The following is a 19,306-nucleotide window of genomic DNA, read 5'->3' as shown; positions in this document are numbered from 1 at the left end:
CCCTGCGCCGCCACCGTGTGCGAGCGGGTCGGGAACACCTTGGTGATGCAGGCGGTGCGAAGGCCGGCCTGCGAGCAGCCGACGGTGGCGCGAAGACCTGCGCCGCCCGCGCCCACGACCACCACGTCGAAGGTGTGGTCGATGATGTTGTAGGCCTTGCCGTTGATGGCTGCGCCGTTCGTTGCTTGAGCCATGTGTGTTGTCCTTAAACCAGGATGCGGCCGAGGCTGACCTTGAGAATTGCGTAGAGGCAGGCCACTCCGATGATCACGGCATAGAAGTTGTTAGCGATGACGGCCGCGATCTTCAGGCCTTTGTCGTGCACGTAGTCCTCGATGATGATCTGCATGCCGAGCCGCATGTGGTTCACCACCGAGATCACCGCGAGGAGCAGGATGATCGCGACGAGCGGATGCGAGATGATGCTGATCGCCTCCTGGTAGGAGGATCCGGCGAGCGCAGCCACGATGATCACGAACGCAATGATGAGCGGGATGTTCGACACCGCCGTCATGCGGTGGATCCACCAATGCTCGACGCCATGCCCGGAGGCGCCGAGGCCCTTCACGCGGGCAAGCGGGGTGCGCATGGAAACGCGGGTGTCAGCCCTGTTGTCGGCCATGGTCCGGTCTCCTTAGAACGCGAGGAAGGCAACGACCCAGATCGCCAGCGTGAGCACGACCGAGCCGATAAGGGTGAAGCGGGCCATGTTGATGCGCTGGGCCGCTTCCATGCCATGGCCGAAATCCCACACGAGGTGGCGCACGCCGCCCAGCATGTGGTGCATGAGGATCCAGGTGTAGCCGAACAGGACCAGGTACCCGACCGGTGAGCCGAAGAACCACTGCACCGTGTCGAAGACATCGGGCCCGGAGGCCAGGGCCACGAGCCAGACCGCGAAGAGCGCAATGCCGCCATAGAGGGCAACGCCGGTGATGCGGTGGGCGACGGACATCGCCATCGTCCAGCTCCACCGGTAAATCTGAAGATGCGGGGACAGGGGCCTGGGGGCCACTTTCGCCTCAGCCATGGTGTTCACTCCTGATCGGCGACGGGGTCGCGCGTCGTTTAGAACGGTTCGTATAAGATGCGCGGCGGCACCGCAATGCGCCTTCCGCCCAATCGGGTAACAGACGCGCACACTTCGTCAGCCGCGAAGATTGCTCAAGCGCCCATAGAGTGCAATCTTTAATAATTCTTATCTGCCTTCGCGAGCGACGAAGGGAACCTATGCAATTCGACCTGACTGACTTAAGCCTCTTTCGCCATGTGGTGGAGGCCGGGAGCATCACCCATGGGGCGGAGCGGGCCCATCTAGCGCTGGCGGCTGCCAGCACGCGCATCCGCAACATGGAAAAGTCTCTCGGCGCTCCCCTCCTCCTGCGCACCCGGGCGGGCGTGACCCCGACGCCCGCCGGCCGGACCCTGCTCCAGCACGCCCGAACCCTGCTCGCCCAGGCCGAGCGGCTGCGGGAGGATCTGGGCTCCTATACCGGCGGCCTCACCGGTCAGATCCGGATCCTCTCCAACACCAACGCCCTGACCGAGTTCCTGCCCGAGGCGCTCGGCGCCTTTCTCGCCGGGCACCCGCAGGTTTCCATCGACCTGGAGGAGCGCCTCAGCGACGAGATCGTCGGGCTGATCGCCGAGGGCGTGGGCGATATCGGCATCGTGGCCGGCACCGTCGATACCGGGCAGCTCGAGACCTATCCGTTCCGCAGCGACCGCTTCGTGCTGGTGGTGCCGCAGGATCATGGTCTCGCCGCCCGGCCAAGCATTTCCTTCACGGAGGTGCTGGAGCACGATTTCGTCGGTCTCGACCGGGCGAGCGCCCTCCAGCGCTTCCTTGCGGCTAAGGCCAGCCGCACCGGCAAGCCCATTCGCCTGCGCGTCCAGCTGCGCAGCTTCGATGCGGTCTGCCGCATGGTCGAGGCGGGCGTGGGGCTGGGCATCGTGCCCGAGACGACAGCGCGCCGCGCCGCCCGCACCATGGCGATCGGAACGGTCGACCTGGAAGATCCTTGGGCCGCCCGAGACCTCACCCTGTGCATCCGCTCCTTAAAGGAGCTGCCGGCCTCGGCGCGGCAGCTGGTGGAGCATTTGCGGCAGGGCGCGTAAGCCGGGCACCCTTCGCGCGGCAACAAATAGCCGGGGCTCCCGCGTCAAATCCCCGTGAGGAGGGGATGATAGTCGCGCCGGAACTGTCAGTCTTGGCCAGGGGCTTCAGTTTCTCGGGAGGAAACAATGCGTAGAATGGACGGCGTAGTGCTCACGGCCCTCATCGGGCTCCTGTCTCTGGCCTCCCCCGGCATCGCCCAGGCGCAGACGGCCTCGGCCGACACCACCTTCTTCGTCACCAGCGTCGGATCCGGCAAGGGTGCGGATCTCGGCGGCCTGGACGGCGCCGACCGGCATTGCGAGACGCTTGCCGAAGCGGCCGGCATTCGCGGCAAGATGTGGCGCGCCTATCTCTCGACCCAAGGCGCAAATGCCGTCAACGCGAAGGACCGCATCGGCCGCGGGCCATGGCAGAACGCCAAGGGGACGGTGATCGCCAAGGACGTAGCGGACCTGCACGGCCCTAACAACAACATCACCAAGCAGACGGCGCTCACCGAGAAGGGCGAGCCCGTGAAGGGCCGTGGCGACCAGCCGAACCAGCACGACATCCTCACCGGATCTCAAGCGGACGGCACGGCCTTCGCGGGCAACCAGGACATGACCTGCGGCAACTGGACGAAGAGCGGCACGGACGGTGCCGCCATGGTCGGCCACCACGACCGCATGGGCCTCAACGAGGAGCCGCCGGCCAAATCCTGGAACACGTCGCACCCCACCCGGGGCGGCTGCAGCCAGGACGCCCTGCGCGGCACCGGCGGCGCCGGCCTGTTCTACTGCTTCGCGGCGAATTGATCAGGCGGCGAAATCCACCGCTGGCATCGTGAGCCCGCGCCGGAGGCATGCCGCCTCCAGGGTGTTGCGCAGCAGGCACGCGATGGTCATAGGGCCGACCCCGCCGGGGACCGGCGTGATGGCGGAAGCGACTTCGGCCGCTTCCGCATAGGCCACGTCGCCCACCACCTTGGTCTTACCCTCGCCAGCGGCCGGATTCGGCACCCGGTTGATGCCCACATCGATCACGACGGCGCCGGGCTTGATCCAGTCGCCGCGCACCATCTCGGGCCGGCCGACCGCAGCGACGAGGAGGTCAGCGCTGCGGCACACCTCCGGCAGATCGCGGGTCTTCGAGTGAGCCACCGTCACGGTGCAGCTCTGGGCGATGAGCAATTGCGCCATGGGCTTCCCGACGATGTTGGAGCGTCCGACGACCACCGCGTTGAGTCCGGCGAGATCGCGACGCACCGACTGCGCCAGCAGCAGGCACCCCAGGGGCGTGCAGGAGACGAGGCCCGGCACGCCGGTCATGAGGCGTCCGGCGTTGATCGGGTGGAAGCCGTCCACATCCTTGGCAGGATCGATGGCCTCGATCACCTTCTGGGCGTCGATCTGCCGAGGGAGAGGCAGTTGCACCAGAATGCCGTCAACCGCCGGATCGGCATTGAGCCGGGTGACGAGATCCATAAGCTCCGCCTCGGACGTGGAGGCGGGCAGCACATGCTCGAAGGAGCGCATGCCCACCTCGACGGTCTGGCGTGCCTTATTCTTCACGTAGAGTTGGCTTGCCGGATCCTCGCCGACGATCACCACCGCAAGGCCCGGCGTGACGCCCTGCCCGGCCAGAGTCTGCACGGCCCCGGCGATGCGCCCGCGCAGGCCTTCGGCATAGGCTTTTCCGTCGATGATCGTGGCGCTCATGGGCTCTCCCGTCCTGTCACGGCGGCAAGGGCTTCGGCCAGCGCCTCACCCTCGCCTGAAATGAAAAAGGTTTTCAGCCGGGCGGTGGCGCCGGCCTCCAGGCGCACCGCCGAGGCCGGGAGCCTCAAGGCCTTGGCGAGGAGCCGCCGGACGCCCTCATTCGCCGCCCCGTCCTCCGGCACCGCCCTGACCCGGACCTTCAGCACCGGCCGGCCGTCCGACAGGGTCTCGATCCCGTCGATGGCGTCCCGCCCTCCCTTGGGCGTCACGCGCACCCGGACCTCAAGGCCCTCGGGGCGGATGCGCCAGGGCATGATTTCGCCGCCTTAGAAGGCGATCGGCATCAGGTAGTCGATGATCAGGTTCTGAATGAAAATGATCAGCAAGATCAGGATGATGGGCGAGATGTCGACCCCGCCGAGATTGGGCAGGATGTTCCGGATCGGCCGCAGCACCGGCTGGGTCACCGCATCGAGGAAGTTCCAGATCGAGCGGACGAAATCGTTGCGGGTGTTGACCACGTTGAAGGCCACGAGCCAGCTCAGGATCGCCGAGGCGATGATGAGATAGGTGTAGAGCTGCAGGGCCAGAAGGATGACATTGAGGAGCGCGCGCATGGAAAACCTGTCAGGGATCGGCTCTGCTCATGTAACGATTGAAGCGGGGCTGAACAACCCATAACCGCTTCACAAGGCAGCCACTTCCCGGCCCGGAACCCTTGAGGCCCCCTCCTCCGGCCGATTGACAGACCAAAGCCGGCGGGCCTAAAACTTGCGCCACTTGGCTCGATTCAGTCGACCGGGGCTGTAGCTCAGATGGGAGAGCGCTGCAATCGCACTGCAGAGGTCAGGGGTTCGAATCCCCTCAGCTCCACCAAGTTTTTGATTCTACAGCATTATTCCTGAAATCGCGGTCTCACTGTAGCACAACGGTGTCGTACACGCTCGCCGCTGATGCGGCTCTAAGCGATTGGAAACGACCGTAAAATCGACGCCGCAACTGTCGTCCATCACCGTCATACGAACCGCCTCGAACCCGTTCTAAGAGCGCTCGGCTGGGCTCTGGGAAGGGTGCGTTCCGCTTTCCCATATGTGCGGCGTTTACCTTGTGTCTTAAGCCTTTGTCGATACTATGTTGCTACAAGTTCTTCTGGGTCAAAGATCCAGATCAAAGGACATAACAATGGCTCTGACGGGGCGTTTTAATCTCCGGAAATCGTTTTCCGGACGGATCATTTTGCAAGTTGAAGAAGAATTAGAGAGCAAATGGGGGCTCTTTTCACAAAAGCCCAAGTTCCGCAGGCGCTGGAGGGATGCGAAGCCTATGGATCTCCCAGCGACTGAATTGCGTTCGCTGATGGATCTGCGCAACCGCCCCGCATTCATTCATGCAGGCCTTCGAGCCGACACTCGTGGCCCGTCCATCGGCTCATAAGACGGATCCAGTCCAGACAACAGTCGCCGGTTCTGCCTTACCTAGCGAAGGGAATGCGGCGACAGCGCACTGACGCATAGCCTGCTCACCTGAGACTAAAGTGATTGGGCTCGCCTCTCACCTTAGCATCGGTCCCGCGCTCCCGCGGGACTGACCTGAGGGCCGACTCGCATCGAGGAGTGTTGCCGAGGACGCTCTCCGGAGCGGCTCGGCCATGGCGCGCTCGGCAAGCCCGGGCAGCGAGGTCTCGGCGCAGGTTCTCACATCCGAGATCACGGCTTTCCCGCGGAACCCTGGGTGACTGCGTCCGGTTTACAGCCAAGGCACCCTGAATGACGCCGCGCTCGCCCTGAGGGATCGAACAGGCAAGGGGGCGATGGAGAGAGCAGCAGTGCAAGTCTTGCGGCCGGTTCACACATGCTGGCGTATCGAGCAGGCCGACCGGATTGCCCTGATCGTCGATGCCGCCGACTACTTCCGGGCGGCTCAGGCGGCGATGCTCAAGGCGCAGCGTTCCATCCTCATGATCGGGTGGGATTTCGATACCCGCATCGATCTCGACCCTACGGCCGAGGCCGGTGAGCATCCCCGTCACCTGGGAGCGTTCCTGTCGTGGCTTGTGGAAACCAGGCCGGATCTTCACGTCAATATCCTGAAATGGGACCTCGGCATGGTGAAGGCCCTGTGGCGGGGCACGACCCTAGTCCGGGTGGCCCAATGGGCCCTGCATGAGCGCATCACCTTCAAGCTCGATGGCGCCCACCCGCCCGGCGCGGCGCACCACCACAAGATCGTCGTGATCGACGACGCCGTCGCGTTCTGCGGCGGCATCGACATGACCGGCGACCGCTGGGACACGTCGGAGCACCGCGACGACGATCCGCGCCGCCGACGCCCTTTCACGCGGCGCGCCTACGGACCCTGGCATGACGCCACCACGGCGGTCAGCGGAGCGGCGGCCAGAGCCCTGGGCGATCATGCCCGTGAGCGCTGGAAGCGAGCCTCGGGAGAGGTTCTGGCGCCGCCGCCTGCCGGCTCGGACCCCTGGCCCGACGGCCTGGCCGTGGACATGGCCGACGTGGCAGTGGCCATCGCCCGGACGATTCCGGCCTACGATTCTCAGACGGAGGTGCGCGAGATCGAGGCGCTCTACCTCGCCGCGATCGCGGCCGCTCGCCGGAGCGTCTATTTCGAGAGCCAATACTTCGCCTCGCGCGCCGTCGCGGAGGCCATCGCCCGGCGCCTCGACGAGCCGGACGGACCCGAATTCGTGATCGTCAACCCTGAATCGGCTGAAGGCTGGCTCGAGGAGGAGGCCATGGGCTCGGCGCGAGCCCGTCTCCTGGCCATGCTCCGGCGCAGCGACCGCTTCGGGCGCCTGCGGGTCTATACGCCCGTCACGGCGGGGGAGCAGCCGATCTATGTGCACGCCAAGATCATGATCGTGGACGATCGGCTGCTGCGTGTGGGGTCGTCCAACCTGAACAACCGCTCGATGGGCTACGACACCGAGTGCGACCTCGCCCTCGAGACGGAGGACGACACGCCCGTCGCCGACGTGATCCGGAGCTTCCAGGCCCGGCTTCTGGCCGAGCATCTGGGCACGTCGCCGGAGCAGATCTCCGCGACCTTGACCGAGAAGCGTTCGCTGATCGCAGCGATCGAGGCGCTCTCAGGCGCCGGGCGCTCTCTTCGGACGTTCGAGCCGCCGAAGATCAACGACGCAGAGAAGGCGCTGACGGATCGCGAACTCCTCGATCCGGAGCGCCCGGGTTCCCTCTGGAACGCCCTGTCCCGGCATCACCTGCCTGCCTTCAGGTGACGATGAGCGTCATCACGCGCCGCGGCTCTCCAGATACACACGGGCAGACTTGAGCGCCGCGTCGCATTGCGGGGTGTTGCCGAGGATGGTTTCGGGAGCGGTCTGGCCGGTCCAGACGTTCAGGGCTGTGGTCACCACCCAGAGCGGCTCGGCCATGGCGCGCTCGGCAAGCCCGGGCAGCGAGGCTTCGGCGCAGGTTCTCACATCCGCGATCACGGCCTGCGGCGCCCGCGCCTGCGCCAGGCGTTCGCTGATCTCGGCCTGAAGCGGATCGACGATCAGCAGGCTGACGAGGGAGGCCAGGAGTTCTTGCAACATGAGCATCTCTGTGCCGGCGGCCGGATCGGAAGCGATCCGACATCACGCAGGCGCCACCGCTTCCTGCGTCAGAGGGGCCCGGATCAGGGGTCTGATCGAAACGTAAGCATGAATGGTCGCGGTTCAAGATCGGAGCGAGGCGAAGCGGATGATGTTGCGCTTCGCGTAACGACAATGCCGGGATGACATTTCGATCCGAGTGGTGGAGGCGCCAATGATGGGAGATCAAAATCCTATGGAGTGCTGCACGTTCGACAAAGCTTGCCGTAATGGCACCATTCCCGTGCCGGAGCCTCAAAGTTGCCGTGATTGCCCCGGCATGAGCGGAGCTGCACACGTCACGTGATTTGCGGAGCAAATCGTCAGCATCATGAGTTCTTCGCCTCAGCACCGAACCGGTTTCGTCTTCCCCTGGTCCGCTGACGATCGGGCGCGTCATGAACTCATCGAGAAGCTCGAACAGGTTTACCGGTTGTGCCACCTGCGCTGGCGCATCGTGGAGCAATATGGCGAAGCCGCGCGCCCGCTGCTTCGCCACATCGGCAGAACACTGGATCAGACGGCTCTGGCCACCGCGCTGATCGTGCTTCCGAAAGTGTTTGCCGAATGGGACAGGCTGCGCCCCGTCCTGATGTCGAATGCTCGGACATTGCTTCCCTTCGTTCCGCTGGTGAAGACCGCGGAAGAAGAGGCCCTTGAACAGGATCCGATCTGGATCCTCCTGAGAGAGTTCAAGACACTCGCGCCCGACCAGCAGGACAAGTCCGCCAAGAACCTGGCGCTTCTGTGGGGACATTTCGAGGAGACCTTCGGTGGCCTGAGCGGCTTTCTCGCGGAGCCGCAGATGGAACAGGCGCTCTATCTCGACAAACTCGACACGGCCTCCCGGCGCATGAAGCTTGCGCGAGGTTCGGATGTGGCCTTCCACTATGTTACGGTCGAAGTGATGCGGCTTTACGTGATCTGCCTGCACACGGGACGCTCGGATCGGGCCGCGCTCTCGCTTGCAACCTGCGCCGCCGCTTTGATCAATCGCGGGCGCATGATGACACCGGCGATCACACACCAGCCCGCCGCAGCCTAACGCATCGTGCTCTCGCAGAATCTGTGATCCGCGCTTTTAGGAACCTGAGACAAGCCGACACGACAAAGAAAAGGCCTGAACGGAGAGACCGTCAGGCCGTCGAGTTGCCAGAGGGAACGAAGGGATTCAGGAAGACAACGGCCAAGCCTGGGGTCGGTTCCTGGTAGGTGCCGATTTCCTGCACGCATTTCCATCAATGCGGCGCGGCCTCGATCTCGTTCTGCTCGACGACGCGCTCGATCATTTCCGTCTCGCTCTTGATGCAGTAGAGCGGCATGCCGCCGGCCGTTGTCGGAAGCAGGCGCAGCACCCTGAGAACATCGTGCGGAAGAGCCCGGCAGGAGGGATGAGGCCTCACGATCTGGCCGACTTTGAATACATGCGCAATCATGGCGATCCTCCGGGATATGACGGAGCGGCGATGTCAGATCGGCCCTCGCGGGACATCGTGCCAGTAATCCCGCATCTCCTGCTCGCGCCTGCGATCGGGCCAGACCGTGTCGTCGCCATAGAAGGCCGGCGCTCCCTGCACTTGGGCCTCGGTCACGTCGGTGCGGTAGCCTTCAAGCTCCTTGTCGTAGGAGAGCTTGTCCCACGGGATCGTGTGGTGATGGACACCCAGCCCGAAAAAGCCCCCGAAGGTGACGTCGACATACAGGACGCGGCCGCTCACCTTCTCGATCAGGAGACGCTTGATCGTGCCGATCTGCCGCTCGTGCGGATCGTAGACGGCGGTGCCTTCCACCCGGTCGCTTTCGATCACCGGATGGGATGACGTGGCGCGGTTGACCGGACCTAAGAGATAAAAGCCGTTCTCCAGAATCCCGGCCGCCACGACGGCGCGGCTGATGCCCTGGTTCCATTCCTCATCGGGGCCGATCTGCTGCGCAAGCGCCCATGGCCCCAAGTCGGCCGGCAGGGCCTCGCCCGTGGAACTCTCGGCAAACCCGCGGAGACCGGGCTCCGCCTTGGATTGAAACACGTAATAGGTTCTCATGAGCGCCTCCCCTGCAACAGGATCGATCGCACGCCCCCTTTACGCATGAGCGGCCATCGAGCCTGCCCATGCGACGATTGTAGACCTCATTCGCTCGCCATCAAACAGGGAACATCATGTCGCAAGTCTGCGGCTTGCATCGTTGGAAGAATGATCGTTCGATGGTAGGCTTGAGATCGAGCGCAATGGGCCTCTCATCGCAGGGAAGGAACAGGTGGCAGACTTGGCGATATCCTTGCTCGTCGTCCTTGCGGGCGCCGTCGGAATGCTCCTCCTGCTCCTGACCTGGTTCGGCAGCAGAAGCATCACGCCCGAGATCGAGGACGATCTCGATCCGATCCTGGGGCCCCGGGATCCCACGGCCATCTACGAATCGCACGGCCCCTTCATCCCTATGCCGGCTCACCTGAAGACGAGCGATCAGATGATCGATTGGATGACCAAGGAACTGCCGAAGCTCACGGCGGAGATCGCGAATCCGCGGAGCTGAACAATCTGCTCGGCGATGAATTGTGGTGAGACGTCAGGGAAACATCAGGGCTGAGGTGACGATGCTGGCCGTGTAGGCCAAGGCGATCAGAAGCGGTGCGACCATCGCGGCCGAGGCAAGCAGGAAGACCGACAGACTGAGACTGCGCACGACATCCCTCCTCGTGAGAGCATCGGACCCAAAAGTGAATTTGCACTTTTGGGATCCGTCCGATGCTTATCTTCTTAAGCTGCGCATCGTTGAGAGCGGGCCCGGAGGGCCGCACGATGCGCTGGATGCCAGCAGCCTAACCGGAACCGTGACCGCAACATGGCGCAACCTTGGCCAAACCCGAGATGCGTCGGGTTATAGGGCTCTTCCCCGCCTCCGATCCTGCCGTCTCAGGCTTCCGGGATCCGGTTCTGCAGCCCGTCGCGCGGTGGCGGGCGTGTGGCGATGTAGAGCGCGACGCCCCCCATGATGATCGCCAGGACGACCGGCAGGATATCGCTCTCGCTCAGCCACAGGATGAGCCCGTAGGAAACGGCCAGCATGCTCAGGGCAGTGATCTTGGCGCGCCGCGGAATGGCCCTCTGGTCGCGCCACGCGGTCAGCAGATGACCGAAGCGGGGATGGCTGTAGAGCCGCTCGGCCAGAGCCGGGTTTGAGCGGGCGAAGAACCAGACGGCAAGAAGAATGAAGGGCGTCGTCGGCAGAACCGGCAGGAAGATCCCGATCACGCCGAGGCCAAAGCTTGCGTAGCCCAGACAGAGATAGAGTTGGCGCATCATCCGGCTCGGGCTCTCCAAGGCATGCAGGAAGGATCATAACGCCTGTTGGCGGAATCGGTGCCAGGCCCCTCGATCTAGAGCATCGTGCGGAAAAGTGGATCCGGCTTTTCGCTGGCGCGGCCCGCTGGGTCCGGTCACACGATGCTCTCATCCAAGAAGGAAGCATCGGATCCGATGCTTTAGTCGATCTTTCTCAGCCCGGACAGGCAGGATGCGAGCGTGATGGCTGGTTTTCGATAGGCGCGTCGTCTTCGTGGACGAACGGACCCACGTCTGCGCACACCATGCTGGAGGTCAGACGTGACGGCTTGCGCTGAGCGGGCGCCTGCCCTTTGCCCCTGTCGGGCAATGCGGCGCCGGATCCTGGGCCGCGAGCGCGTTTGTCTGTGACGTAAGCAGGTCGGAAACCGGTCGAGGGCTCGGACGATAGGCTACAGAATGCTGACGCACAGCGTGCGGAGGAGGTCCCAAGGGCCCGTTTTGGGGGAGGCTTCAACCCCACCCGACCGTTCCATCGTGTCGCTGCGCATCTGCACAGGCGCTGTCGGGTTTCGAAGGCGAAGTGCCCTCACGACGGATCCGGCGTCCTCTATATCCTTCCAGGAAATCCCGAGCTCGCTGCGCCAGTTCCGAGGGACGTCGATCGGGTCAGCCGAGGACAAAGCCGCTTTCCTCGAGAACACGCTCTGAATGTCCATCATCTGGAAGGCTCCCCTGGCCGCCTGTCCTCGTGAATGCGTAAGCGCAAGGACCGGACGGAGTTCATTTCTGACCTAAACGCTTCTTCCTTTACGGAAATCAAAGGAAATTATTCAGACGTTCTTTGATTTGTATGATAGTCATAATATAAACATCGTTTGGAACGCAAGATGATTTGCTCGTGAAGCGGGTCGGACAAAGATTTCAGGGCCGCGATAGACCCATGATGCAATGGCCTGCGCGATCCGAAAGCGAGCCGCGGACCTGTGGACACTTCAACTAAGCAGTAGTATTATGTTGCGCCAGCAGGCTCAGGGTTCAGCCCCGCGTCAGTTCAGGCTGCGTCTCCGTCAGGGGTGGTGAGACACCATGCGTTATGAAAAAGGCCATAAGGATGCGACGCGCAAGCGCATCGTCGAGGTCGCCTCGAAGCAGCTTCGGAAGGACGGGGTGGGCGCCAGCGGGGTCGCGGCTCTCATGGCGAGCGCCGGCCTGACCCATGGCGGCTTCTACAGTCATTTCTCATCCAAGGATGCCTTGATCGAGGAGGCTTTGCGCGATGCTGTCGAGCAGGTGAAGGTCTGGATCGGATCCGTTGCCGATTCGAACGAGAACAAGCTCGAGGCCGTGATCCGTGCCTATCTAAGCCCGTATCACAGGGATAATCCGGAGACCGGATGCGTGGCCGGGACGCTTGCTCCGGAAATCGCACGCCATTCTCCGGCCGTGCGCGAGATGTTTACCAAGAGCATCATCGGCCATATCGAGATGATTTCCGGCCTGCTGCCGGCCAGTGCGACACCGGAAGCGCGACGCTCGGTTGCAACGGCGATCATCGCGGGCACGACCGGCATGATCCAGCTCGCGCGCGCAGTCGACGACGAGGAACTTTCCGACAAGATCCTTGAGGACGGAATCGCCGCCTGCATGAGCCTCGTCCGCGCGATCAGCTCCTGACACCACAGCTCTTACCCGCGCCGCAATTCGCGCTCCACGCCGGCCGCGATCTCCAGCAGCCGGCGATCCTGTCCGTGGCGCGCCACCAGCATGAAGCCCACCGGGCGCTCGCAGTCAGGCACGGGCAGCGAGATGGCCGTGAGATCGAACTGGTTGCAGAACATCGGGTTGCGCAGGATGTGCCAGTCCGTCTTGTTGTAGAGCCTATCGTCGGCCTCCAGCGGCGCGATCAGGGGCGCCGAGACGGCCGTCGTCGGCAGCGCCAGCACGTCGACCGGGAGCAGCCGTTCATCCATGGCGGCCGCCAGCGCCTGGCGGTGGCGGATCATGCGGATGTAGAGCGGTGCCGGAACGGTGCCGCTGCGCGCAATCGACCAGCGCACGCGCGGATCGATCTCCGCCGCCTTGGCCTCCAACCAATCCGCATGAACCTCGGACGCCTCGATGGAGGCGATGGAGGCCGCAGCCGTTGTCTCCGCCATGGCCGTGAGCAGATCCTCGATGCTGTGATCGTGGATCATCGCGCCAGCCTGCGACAGGCGGCCCAACGCCGTCTCGAAGGCCTGCTCCACGAGCGGCTCCATATCCGAGAACAGGCGCCCCCGCGGGATGCCGATCCGCAATCCTGCCAGGGGGCGTGGGGTCACTGTCCACGGCTCCTCGCCGGCCATGATGGCATCCGTAAAAGCGCAGTCCTGGACGGAACGTGCGAGCGGCCCGACCGAGTCCAGCGAGGGCGACAGGGGAAAGGCCCCGTCCAGCGGCACCCGGTGCGCGGTCGGCTTGAACCCGACCACGCCGTTGAGCGCCGCCGGAATGCGCACCGACCCGCCCGTGTCGCTGCCGATGGAAATCTCGCTCGTGCCTTCGGCCACGGTGACACCTGCGCCCGAGGACGATCCGCCCGGAATGCGCAGGGGATCGGCCGCATTGCCTGGGGTGCCGTAATGCGGGTTGAGGCCGAGTCCCGAATAGGCGAACTCCACCATGTTGGTTTTGCCGAGAATGACGGCGCCCGCCTGACGCAGGCGGCGCACGATGATGGCATCCCTCGCTGCCGGAGGTCTGTCGCGCAGCGCGATGGAGCCTGCGAGCGTGGTCTCGCCGGCCACGTCGAACAGATCCTTGATCGAGACGATCGCCCCGTCGAGCGGGCTCAACGAAATGCCTGCGTGCCGGCGTCCATCGGCAGCGTCGGCAGCCGCGCGGGCCGCATCTTGGTAGAGGCGAACGAACACACGCTCGTCTGCGGCCCTCGCCTCCAGGCGCTCCAGGATGGTTTCGAGCTTGCTGCGGATGGTCGTCATTGAGGCACCGTCTTAGGACGCATAGCGCTGCCGGGTCTCGGTGGCTTCGTCGGCGTCGGTCATCAAGGTGGCGATCGGGAAAGTGATCACGCAGCGAACGCCCGCCGGGGCGAAATCGAGCTTGATCTCGCCCCCGAGCTGCTGCGCCAGGCCGCGCTGGATCAGCTTGGTTCCAAAGCCCTGGCGCTCCGGCTGCTTCACGGTCGGACCGCCGCTCTCCGCCCACTCGACGAGGAGCGAAGGCGGAGTGCTTCCGGACGTGAGGGCCCACATCACATGAACCTTTCCGTCAGGGACCGAAAGGCTGCCGTATTTGACGGCGTTCGTCGCCATTTCGTGGATCGCGAGCCCCAAAGCTAGAACGGCACTCGGCTGGAGCGTGATCTTCGGTCCTCTCAGGCGGATGCGCTGGCGTATGGTGTCCTGGTAAGGATCGAGCTCGTTCTTCAGTACATCCTCCAGAAGCGCGCCCTGCCAATGGGTTGTCGTGAGAAGATCGTGGGTTTTGGCGAGCCCGTGCAGGCGATCCATGAACGCGTTCCAGGCCGCGGGATCCGTGTTCTCGGCCGAACGGCGGGTGAGCGAGGCCACCGATTGCACGGTCGCCAGCGTGTTCTTCACGCGGTGGTCCAGTTCGCGCAGCAGAAGTGCTTGCCGTTCGTCGGCAAGCTTGCGCTCGGTGATCTCCTGCGACACCCCGACCATGGACAGCTGGCCGTTTGCGCCGATCCGCGCTCGCCCGCTCACGCGAATCCAATGCTCGCTCTCGTCGGGCCAGATCACGCGATACTCCACATGGAGATCCGTGTTGTTGGCAATCGCCTGCGCCACGGCCTCGGCCTGCATGGCGCGGTCGTCGGGATGAATGGACGCGACAAGATCCGCGTAGGTGAACGGCTCGTCGCGGCCGCGGCCGAAATTGGCCCTGCAGGTTGCAGTGGTGATGAAGGTGCCGGTGTCCGGCGTGAGCTCCCAGGAGCCGAAATGACCGGCATTGAGCGCGAGCCGCAGGCGGGCTTCGCTCTCGGCGATTTGCGCGAGAACATCCTCCCGATCACGCTCATGCTGGCGGATATCCGCTGAGGCTTCCGCAAGCGCCGTCCTGATCGTGTCGAATTCCAGAACCTGCGTGGTGTCCGGACCGGAGACCGCCTCGCGGCGGCCGAGGGCCTGGGCGGCTGCAACGAGCTGGTCGACGGGTCTGGCGATCGCGCGGGCGAGAAGGGCCGCCAGGATGAGGCCGCCGAGCACGACCCCGGCCAGGATCATGAGCCAGAAGAGCGAGCGCTCAATCGACTGCGCCAGCTCCGAGGTGGGAATGCTGATGACGAAGGACCAGCCGTAAGCTGGCGACTGGCTGAAATAGGTGCGAACCGCGATGCCGTCCAGCGTGACGCTCTGGATAATGCCCTCGGAGGATGCCGCGAGGGCCTCCTGGACATTGGCGCTGGCCACCTGGCCGACGAACCGCTCCGGCGCGCGGGACCGGGCCACGATGCGCTTGCTGCGATCGAGCACGGCGGCGTTCCAGCCGTCGACGATCCTCTGATCGCGGATGATGTTCTGAAAAGCCTCGGGCGTGATGGCGAGTGTCAGGATATAGGCCACCGTCTCATCGATGATGACCGGAGCATCGATGGTGATGAGGCGCTCTCCCGACAGGGAGCCCGTATAGAGATTCGAGACATGGGGCTCGCGCGTATCTCGAACCTGCCGAAGAACATCCACTCGATTGCTGTCCGGCAGGCGGACGCCGTACGGGACTCGGGTGTTGAAGACGGTGCGACCGTCCGGCTCGAAGAGAGCGATCCAGAAAGGATCTGCGAGACGAACATCCTTCACCCGTCTGTAGAAGCCCTCGAAGTCCCCACTGGCTAGGGTCGGCGATTGGGCGAGGACCCGCATGACCAGTACCGACTTGTCGATTTCACGATCCAGCAGCAGGCTCATGGCCCGGGCGGTTTCCTGCATGCGCTGGTCGACGGCCTGCTGCTCGGCCCTGTAGCCCGAGTAGAAGCCTCCGGCCGCCACCAGGATGATCGGCAGCGAGATGGCGAGCACCAGTCCCCACAGGACCTGGCGCAGTGAGATCCTGGCTCTTGCCTGAAGACCCATAGCCGCTTGCGCAGTGTTCGTTTCGGCCATGGGTTCGCGCGCCATCGTGCTAGCTCACGTCCTGCGCCGGCATGGTGACGCGCACGAGAGTCGCCGGCTCACCCGGTGGCCATTCCACCTGGGCATCGAGCTGGCGCGACAGAGCCTTCAGGACCGTGCCGGACGCGCTGTTCTGCGCGGCCTGCTTCTCCTCGGGGCTGAAGACTTCGTCCGAGAGCTGGAACAGCAGAACCCCGTCGCGGATGTGCAGGGTCAGCCTCAGCTTGCCATGGCGCTCCTGATAGGCATGGGTCAGCGCGTTGACGACGATCTCGTTGAACAGGAGCGCGATGGGCGCTGCCTTGGCAGCCTCCACCTCCACGTTCTCGACCTCGAATTCCGGCGTGATCCGCACTCCGGGCATGGCGGCGGTCAGCTCCTGACACAGCCCCTTGGCGAAGCTGGACGCGTCGAAGCGCGCGGACCCCTTGCCGTCGTAGAGATCCCGGTGCGCGGCGGCTAGCGCCTGCAGGCGCTCCCGCATACGCCCCAGCACCTGTCTGGCCCGATCGTCCTCGGCCTGGCGGATCTCGATTCCGATCAGGGACAGGAGGAGCTGGAGGTTGTTCTTCACCCGGTGATCGAGTTCGTGCAGAAGCGCCGTCTGCCGATCGAGAAGCGTGTGAAGGGCATCCTGCGCGTGGCGCTTGTCGGCCCGTTCGCGCGCTTCGGCGAGGGCCCGCAGAACAGTGCCCGGAAGCCGGTCGAGGCTGTGCTTGAGCACGTAGTCGGTGGCGCCGCGCTTGAGCGCTTCCACCGCCACCTCCTCGCCGAGCGCCCCGGACACGAACACGAAGGGCGTGCCGGGAGCCCGCGCCTGCACGATCTCCAGCGCGCTCAAGCCGTCGAAGGCGGGAAGCCTGTAGTCAGCCAGGATGATGTCCCAGCGCCCGTCCTGCACCGCTCTTGCGAAATCCGCCGCGGTGTCGACGCGCTCCATCGCGACGTCCAGGCTGGCGGAGGCCAGAGCCTCCGTCACCAGCTCAGCATCGAGTGCGCTGTCCTCCAAGAGGAGGATGCGCAGCTTCGGTCCGGACTGGGGACGGGCCTGCACGCTCATCGATGCCGTTACTCTCCGTTGCGCCGCGGCGGCGGTTCGTTGAGGATGGCCCAGAACACGCCGAGGTCCTGGATGGCGTCGAAGAACTCGCGGAAGCCCACCGGCTTCACCACGAAGGCATTCACCCCGAGCTCGTAGCTGCGCACGAGGTCGCTCTCCTCCCGCGAGGAGGTGAGCATCACGACCGGCGTCTGCCTGAGATGCGGATCGGACTTCACCTTCTCCAGAACCTCCAGTCCGTCGACCTTCGGCAGCTTGAGGTCGAGCAGGACCACGGCGGGGTCGCTGGTGTTGCGGCTCTCATGCGGGCCGCGACGATAGAGGAAATCGAGCGCTTCCGCGCCGTCGCGCACCACCACGACCTCGTTGGCGAGCTGGCTCTGCTCCAGGGCCGCCAGGGTCAGTTCAAGATCCTTCGGGTTGTCCTCAACCAGCAGGATCGGTTTCAAATCCGGCATTCACGCCGCTCCTTCAGTCTTCGTTTCATCCGGCAGGGCAACGGAGAAGGTCGCGCCCTTGTTGAGCGCGCCTTCGGCCCAGGCCCGGCCGCCATGGCGTTCGACAATGCGGCGCACATTGGCCAGCCCGATGCCGGTCCCCTCGAAATCCTCCATCCGGTGCAGCCGCTGGAAGACGCCGAAGAGCTTGTCGATGTACTTCATATCGAATCCGACGCCGTTGTCGCGCACGAAAAACACCGTCTCCGCATCGTTGCGCGCGGAGCCGATCTCGATGCGGGCCTTTTCCCGGGGGCGGGTATATTTGACGGCATTGTCGAGAAGATTTTCAAATACCAGCCGGATCAGAACCGGATCGGCCGTCACTTCGGGCAGGTCGCCGATCACCCACTCGATCCGGCGGTCGCCCGCATGCACGGCCAGCTGCTGCCGGATCTCGTCGATCAGGCGGTGCATGTCGATCCGCCGGGGCTTGAGGGCCGTGCGGCCCATCTGCGAGAAGCGCAGCAGGTTGTCCACGAGGGTTCCGGCCGTGTAGGCCGAATCGATGATGGTGTCGACGTAGCGCCTGCCCTTCTCCGACAGGTCGCTCCCCTCCTGCTTCTTCAGGAGCTCGGAATAGCCCACGATGTGCCGGAACGGCGCGCGCAGGTCGTGCGACACCGAATAGGAGAAGGCCTCCAGCTCCTTGTTGGAGCGGCGCAGCTCCTCCGAGACGGCCGCCAGTTCCTCGGCCCGGCGCAGCACGATACCCACGATGGTGTTGCGCAGTTCCCTGACCGCCTCGATCTCGCTCCGATCCCAGGGCAGGGATCGCTCCCGCACCGTCTCCTTCCAGATCTCGAAGGAGCGGCGGGGGTGGAGGCGCAAGGTTCCGGCCTCCTCCTGCACGGGCTTCTGCGGATTGCCGCCCCATTTGACGGTCTGGACCACCTCGGGGCGGAACCAGAGCACATAACTCGAATGCGCCTTCGAGATCGAAATCGCCAGAAGGCCGCTGGCCCGGTCCGCATAGGCCTTGGCCGCCGGGTAGACCTGAGACAGGCACTCCGTTGCAAAGACATCCTCTTGGGTGTGCCGCGAGAGCCAGGCGAACAGAGCCCTGACATCCTCCTCGCCGGGAGTCCGGCCCATGAGCCAGCAATGGTCCGGCGTGAGCACGGCAGCACCTTCCGCTCCGGCCAAGAGCATGAGGTCGTCCGGGTGGTTCACGAGACCCGCGATGAAGTGGTCTTCCGCCGCCATATGGGCGAGGAGCCGCGTCTGCACGGCCCCGAGACGCACCCGGTTTTCGGCCAGCGTCGTGTTCTCGCGTGCTTCGAGCTGCAGGGAGAAGATCTGGGTGAGGAAGTCGCAGGCGTTGCGCACCTGCAGCGAGACCCGCTTCGGCTCCTTGTTGTGGCAGGAGATCAGGCCCCACAGCTGGCCGTCGCGCAGGATCGAGATCGACATGGAGGCGAGCGTCCCCATGTTGCGCATATATTCGAGATGCACAGGCGAAACGCTTCGTAGCACCGAGTCGCTCAAATCCAGCGGCTCAGGGTTCCGCGACTGGATCGGCACCGGGGTGTAGTTGGCGTCCGAAATGATGCGCAGGCGGTTGCGCCGGTAGAGCTCGCGCGCCTGGGCCGGGATGTCGGAGGCCGGGAAGCGCAGGTCGAGATAGGAGGGCAGGACCTCGTTGCGGTCCTCGGCGATGACGGTGCCGTTCCAGTGCTCGTCGAAGCGATAGATCAGCACCCGGTCGAACCCGGTCATGCGGCGAACGTCCTGCGCCGCAAGACCGCACAGGATGTCGATGCTGGAGGCGCCCTGAAGCTGCTCCACGAAGCGGCGCAGGGTGGAATAGAGCGAGTCGAGGCTCGAGACGGAATCCGAGGGCGATTCCTCAAGCTCCAGGACGGCATGGTCGCCCGAGCGGGAGACCGCAGCCTCGTAGG

At 64.5% G+C, this 19,306-nt stretch carries 22 protein-coding genes and 1 tRNA gene; 8 read left to right on the top strand and 15 right to left on the bottom strand.

What is annotated here, in order from left to right:
- From JQC81_RS28710 to sdhC, 3 genes are all read right to left on the bottom strand, one after another.
- Positions 1–194, bottom strand: a 194-nt coding sequence (locus tag JQC81_RS28710; protein WP_203275201.1) for an FAD-binding protein, incomplete at its 3' end; no start/stop codon positions are given.
- An 11-nt stretch (positions 195–205) separates the two neighbouring features.
- Entirely contained in the window at positions 206–622 is a 417-nt protein-coding gene (gene sdhD, locus JQC81_RS28705; protein WP_203275200.1) for a succinate dehydrogenase, hydrophobic membrane anchor protein, read from the bottom strand.
- 12 nt (positions 623–634) lie between these two features.
- Positions 635–1,030: a succinate dehydrogenase, cytochrome b556 subunit gene (gene sdhC, locus JQC81_RS28700; RefSeq protein ID WP_203275199.1), complete on the bottom strand. Its 396-nt coding sequence runs from the start codon at positions 1,028–1,030 to the stop codon at positions 635–637.
- A gap of 200 nt (positions 1,031–1,230) precedes the next feature.
- Between sdhC and JQC81_RS28695 the strand changes: the two genes are divergently transcribed.
- A complete protein-coding gene (locus JQC81_RS28695) occupies positions 1,231–2,118 on the top strand; it encodes a LysR family transcriptional regulator (protein ID WP_203275198.1) in 888 nt (295 codons plus the stop codon).
- Positions 2,119–2,244: 126 nt separating this feature from the next.
- Positions 2,245–2,913 carry a hypothetical protein gene (locus tag JQC81_RS28690; RefSeq protein ID WP_203275197.1) on the top strand — a complete coding sequence of 223 codons (669 nt, stop codon included), beginning with the start codon at positions 2,245–2,247 and terminating at the stop codon, positions 2,911–2,913.
- On the opposite strand, the gene folD is transcribed toward JQC81_RS28690, so the two are convergent.
- Genes folD through JQC81_RS28675 form a run of 3 tightly spaced genes read right to left on the bottom strand, consistent with a single transcriptional unit; the run spans position 2,914 to position 4,433 of the window.
- Complete coding sequence (gene folD, locus JQC81_RS28685) at positions 2,914–3,816, bottom strand: bifunctional methylenetetrahydrofolate dehydrogenase/methenyltetrahydrofolate cyclohydrolase FolD (protein ID WP_203275196.1); 903 nt, start codon at positions 3,814–3,816, stop codon at positions 2,914–2,916.
- Positions 3,813–4,130 carry a DUF167 family protein gene (locus JQC81_RS28680; RefSeq protein ID WP_203275195.1) on the bottom strand — a complete coding sequence of 106 codons (318 nt, stop codon included), beginning with the start codon at positions 4,128–4,130 and terminating at the stop codon, positions 3,813–3,815. The genes folD and JQC81_RS28680 overlap by 4 nt, the downstream gene beginning before the upstream one ends.
- 12 nt (positions 4,131–4,142) lie before the next feature.
- Positions 4,143–4,433: a YggT family protein gene (locus tag JQC81_RS28675; RefSeq protein WP_036358112.1), complete on the bottom strand. Its 291-nt coding sequence runs from the start codon at positions 4,431–4,433 to the stop codon at positions 4,143–4,145.
- A gap of 183 nt (positions 4,434–4,616) precedes the next feature.
- On the opposite strand from JQC81_RS28675, the gene JQC81_RS28670 reads away from it, so the two are divergent.
- The 3 genes from JQC81_RS28670 (at position 4,617) to JQC81_RS28660 (ending at position 7,072) form a co-directional block, all read left to right on the top strand.
- Positions 4,617–4,692 (top strand) — tRNA-Ala (locus JQC81_RS28670).
- A 306-nt stretch (positions 4,693–4,998) separates the two neighbouring features.
- Complete coding sequence (locus JQC81_RS28665) at positions 4,999–5,250, top strand: hypothetical protein (protein WP_203275194.1); 252 nt, start codon at positions 4,999–5,001, stop codon at positions 5,248–5,250.
- A 391-nt stretch (positions 5,251–5,641) separates the two neighbouring features.
- On the top strand, positions 5,642–7,072 hold the full coding sequence (locus tag JQC81_RS28660; protein ID WP_312887603.1) for a phospholipase D-like domain-containing protein: 1,431 nt from the start codon (positions 5,642–5,644) through the stop codon (positions 7,070–7,072).
- Positions 7,073–7,084: 12 nt separating this feature from the next.
- Here the strand turns inward: JQC81_RS28660 and JQC81_RS28655 are convergent, their stop codons facing one another.
- A complete protein-coding gene (locus JQC81_RS28655; protein WP_203275192.1) occupies positions 7,085–7,390 on the bottom strand; it encodes a hypothetical protein in 306 nt (101 codons plus the stop codon).
- 370 nt (positions 7,391–7,760) lie between these two features.
- Here JQC81_RS28655 and JQC81_RS28650 point away from each other — a divergent pair, with 370 nt between their 5' ends.
- Positions 7,761–8,474, top strand: coding sequence for a hypothetical protein (locus tag JQC81_RS28650; protein ID WP_203275191.1), 714 nt, complete (start codon positions 7,761–7,763; stop codon positions 8,472–8,474).
- A gap of 193 nt (positions 8,475–8,667) precedes the next feature.
- Here the strand turns inward: JQC81_RS28650 and JQC81_RS28645 are convergent, their stop codons facing one another.
- Together JQC81_RS28645 and JQC81_RS28640 are read right to left on the bottom strand one after the other, a co-directional pair.
- Positions 8,668–8,865 (bottom strand): hypothetical protein, encoded by a 198-nt coding sequence (locus JQC81_RS28645; protein ID WP_203275190.1) that lies wholly within the window; start codon positions 8,863–8,865, stop codon positions 8,668–8,670.
- Positions 8,866–8,898: 33 nt separating this feature from the next.
- Positions 8,899–9,471 carry a PRC-barrel domain-containing protein gene (locus JQC81_RS28640; RefSeq protein WP_203275189.1) on the bottom strand — a complete coding sequence of 191 codons (573 nt, stop codon included), beginning with the start codon at positions 9,469–9,471 and terminating at the stop codon, positions 8,899–8,901.
- A gap of 223 nt (positions 9,472–9,694) precedes the next feature.
- Between JQC81_RS28640 and JQC81_RS28635 the strand changes: the two genes are divergently transcribed.
- A complete protein-coding gene (locus JQC81_RS28635; RefSeq protein ID WP_203275188.1) occupies positions 9,695–9,961 on the top strand; it encodes a hypothetical protein in 267 nt (88 codons plus the stop codon).
- Positions 9,962–10,341: 380 nt separating this feature from the next.
- Here JQC81_RS28635 and JQC81_RS28630 read toward each other — a convergent pair whose 3' ends face one another.
- Positions 10,342–10,731, bottom strand: coding sequence for a YbaN family protein (locus JQC81_RS28630; protein WP_246520724.1), 390 nt, complete (start codon positions 10,729–10,731; stop codon positions 10,342–10,344).
- Positions 10,732–11,799: 1,068 nt separating this feature from the next.
- Here JQC81_RS28630 and JQC81_RS28625 point away from each other — a divergent pair.
- Positions 11,800–12,387 (top strand): TetR/AcrR family transcriptional regulator, encoded by a 588-nt coding sequence (locus tag JQC81_RS28625; protein WP_203275187.1) that lies wholly within the window; start codon positions 11,800–11,802, stop codon positions 12,385–12,387.
- A gap of 11 nt (positions 12,388–12,398) precedes the next feature.
- On the opposite strand, the gene JQC81_RS28620 is transcribed toward JQC81_RS28625, so the two are convergent.
- From JQC81_RS28620 to JQC81_RS28600, 5 genes are all read right to left on the bottom strand, one after another.
- On the bottom strand, positions 12,399–13,694 hold the full coding sequence (locus tag JQC81_RS28620; protein WP_203275186.1) for an amidase: 1,296 nt from the start codon (positions 13,692–13,694) through the stop codon (positions 12,399–12,401).
- A gap of 12 nt (positions 13,695–13,706) precedes the next feature.
- Positions 13,707–15,854: a sensor histidine kinase gene (locus JQC81_RS28615; RefSeq protein WP_203275185.1), complete on the bottom strand. Its 2,148-nt coding sequence runs from the start codon at positions 15,852–15,854 to the stop codon at positions 13,707–13,709.
- A gap of 4 nt (positions 15,855–15,858) precedes the next feature.
- The gene (locus tag JQC81_RS28610) at positions 15,859–16,908 is read right to left on the bottom strand and encodes a sensor histidine kinase (protein ID WP_203275184.1); all 1,050 of its coding nucleotides are present in this window, start codon (positions 16,906–16,908) and stop codon (positions 15,859–15,861) included.
- Between the two features lie 8 nt (positions 16,909–16,916).
- On the bottom strand, positions 16,917–17,366 hold the full coding sequence (locus JQC81_RS28605; RefSeq protein WP_203275183.1) for a response regulator: 450 nt from the start codon (positions 17,364–17,366) through the stop codon (positions 16,917–16,919).
- The coding region (locus JQC81_RS28600; protein ID WP_203275182.1) for an ATP-binding protein at positions 17,367–19,306 on the bottom strand (1,940 nt) is incomplete at its 5' end. It abuts the gene before it with no gap.

The sequence above is a fragment of the Microvirga arabica genome, from assembly GCF_016811235.1.
Lineage (GTDB): Bacteria > Pseudomonadota > Alphaproteobacteria > Rhizobiales > Beijerinckiaceae > Microvirga > Microvirga arabica.
Note: the sequence above shows the minus strand (reverse complement) of the source record. Positions and strands in the feature narration are given on the sequence as shown.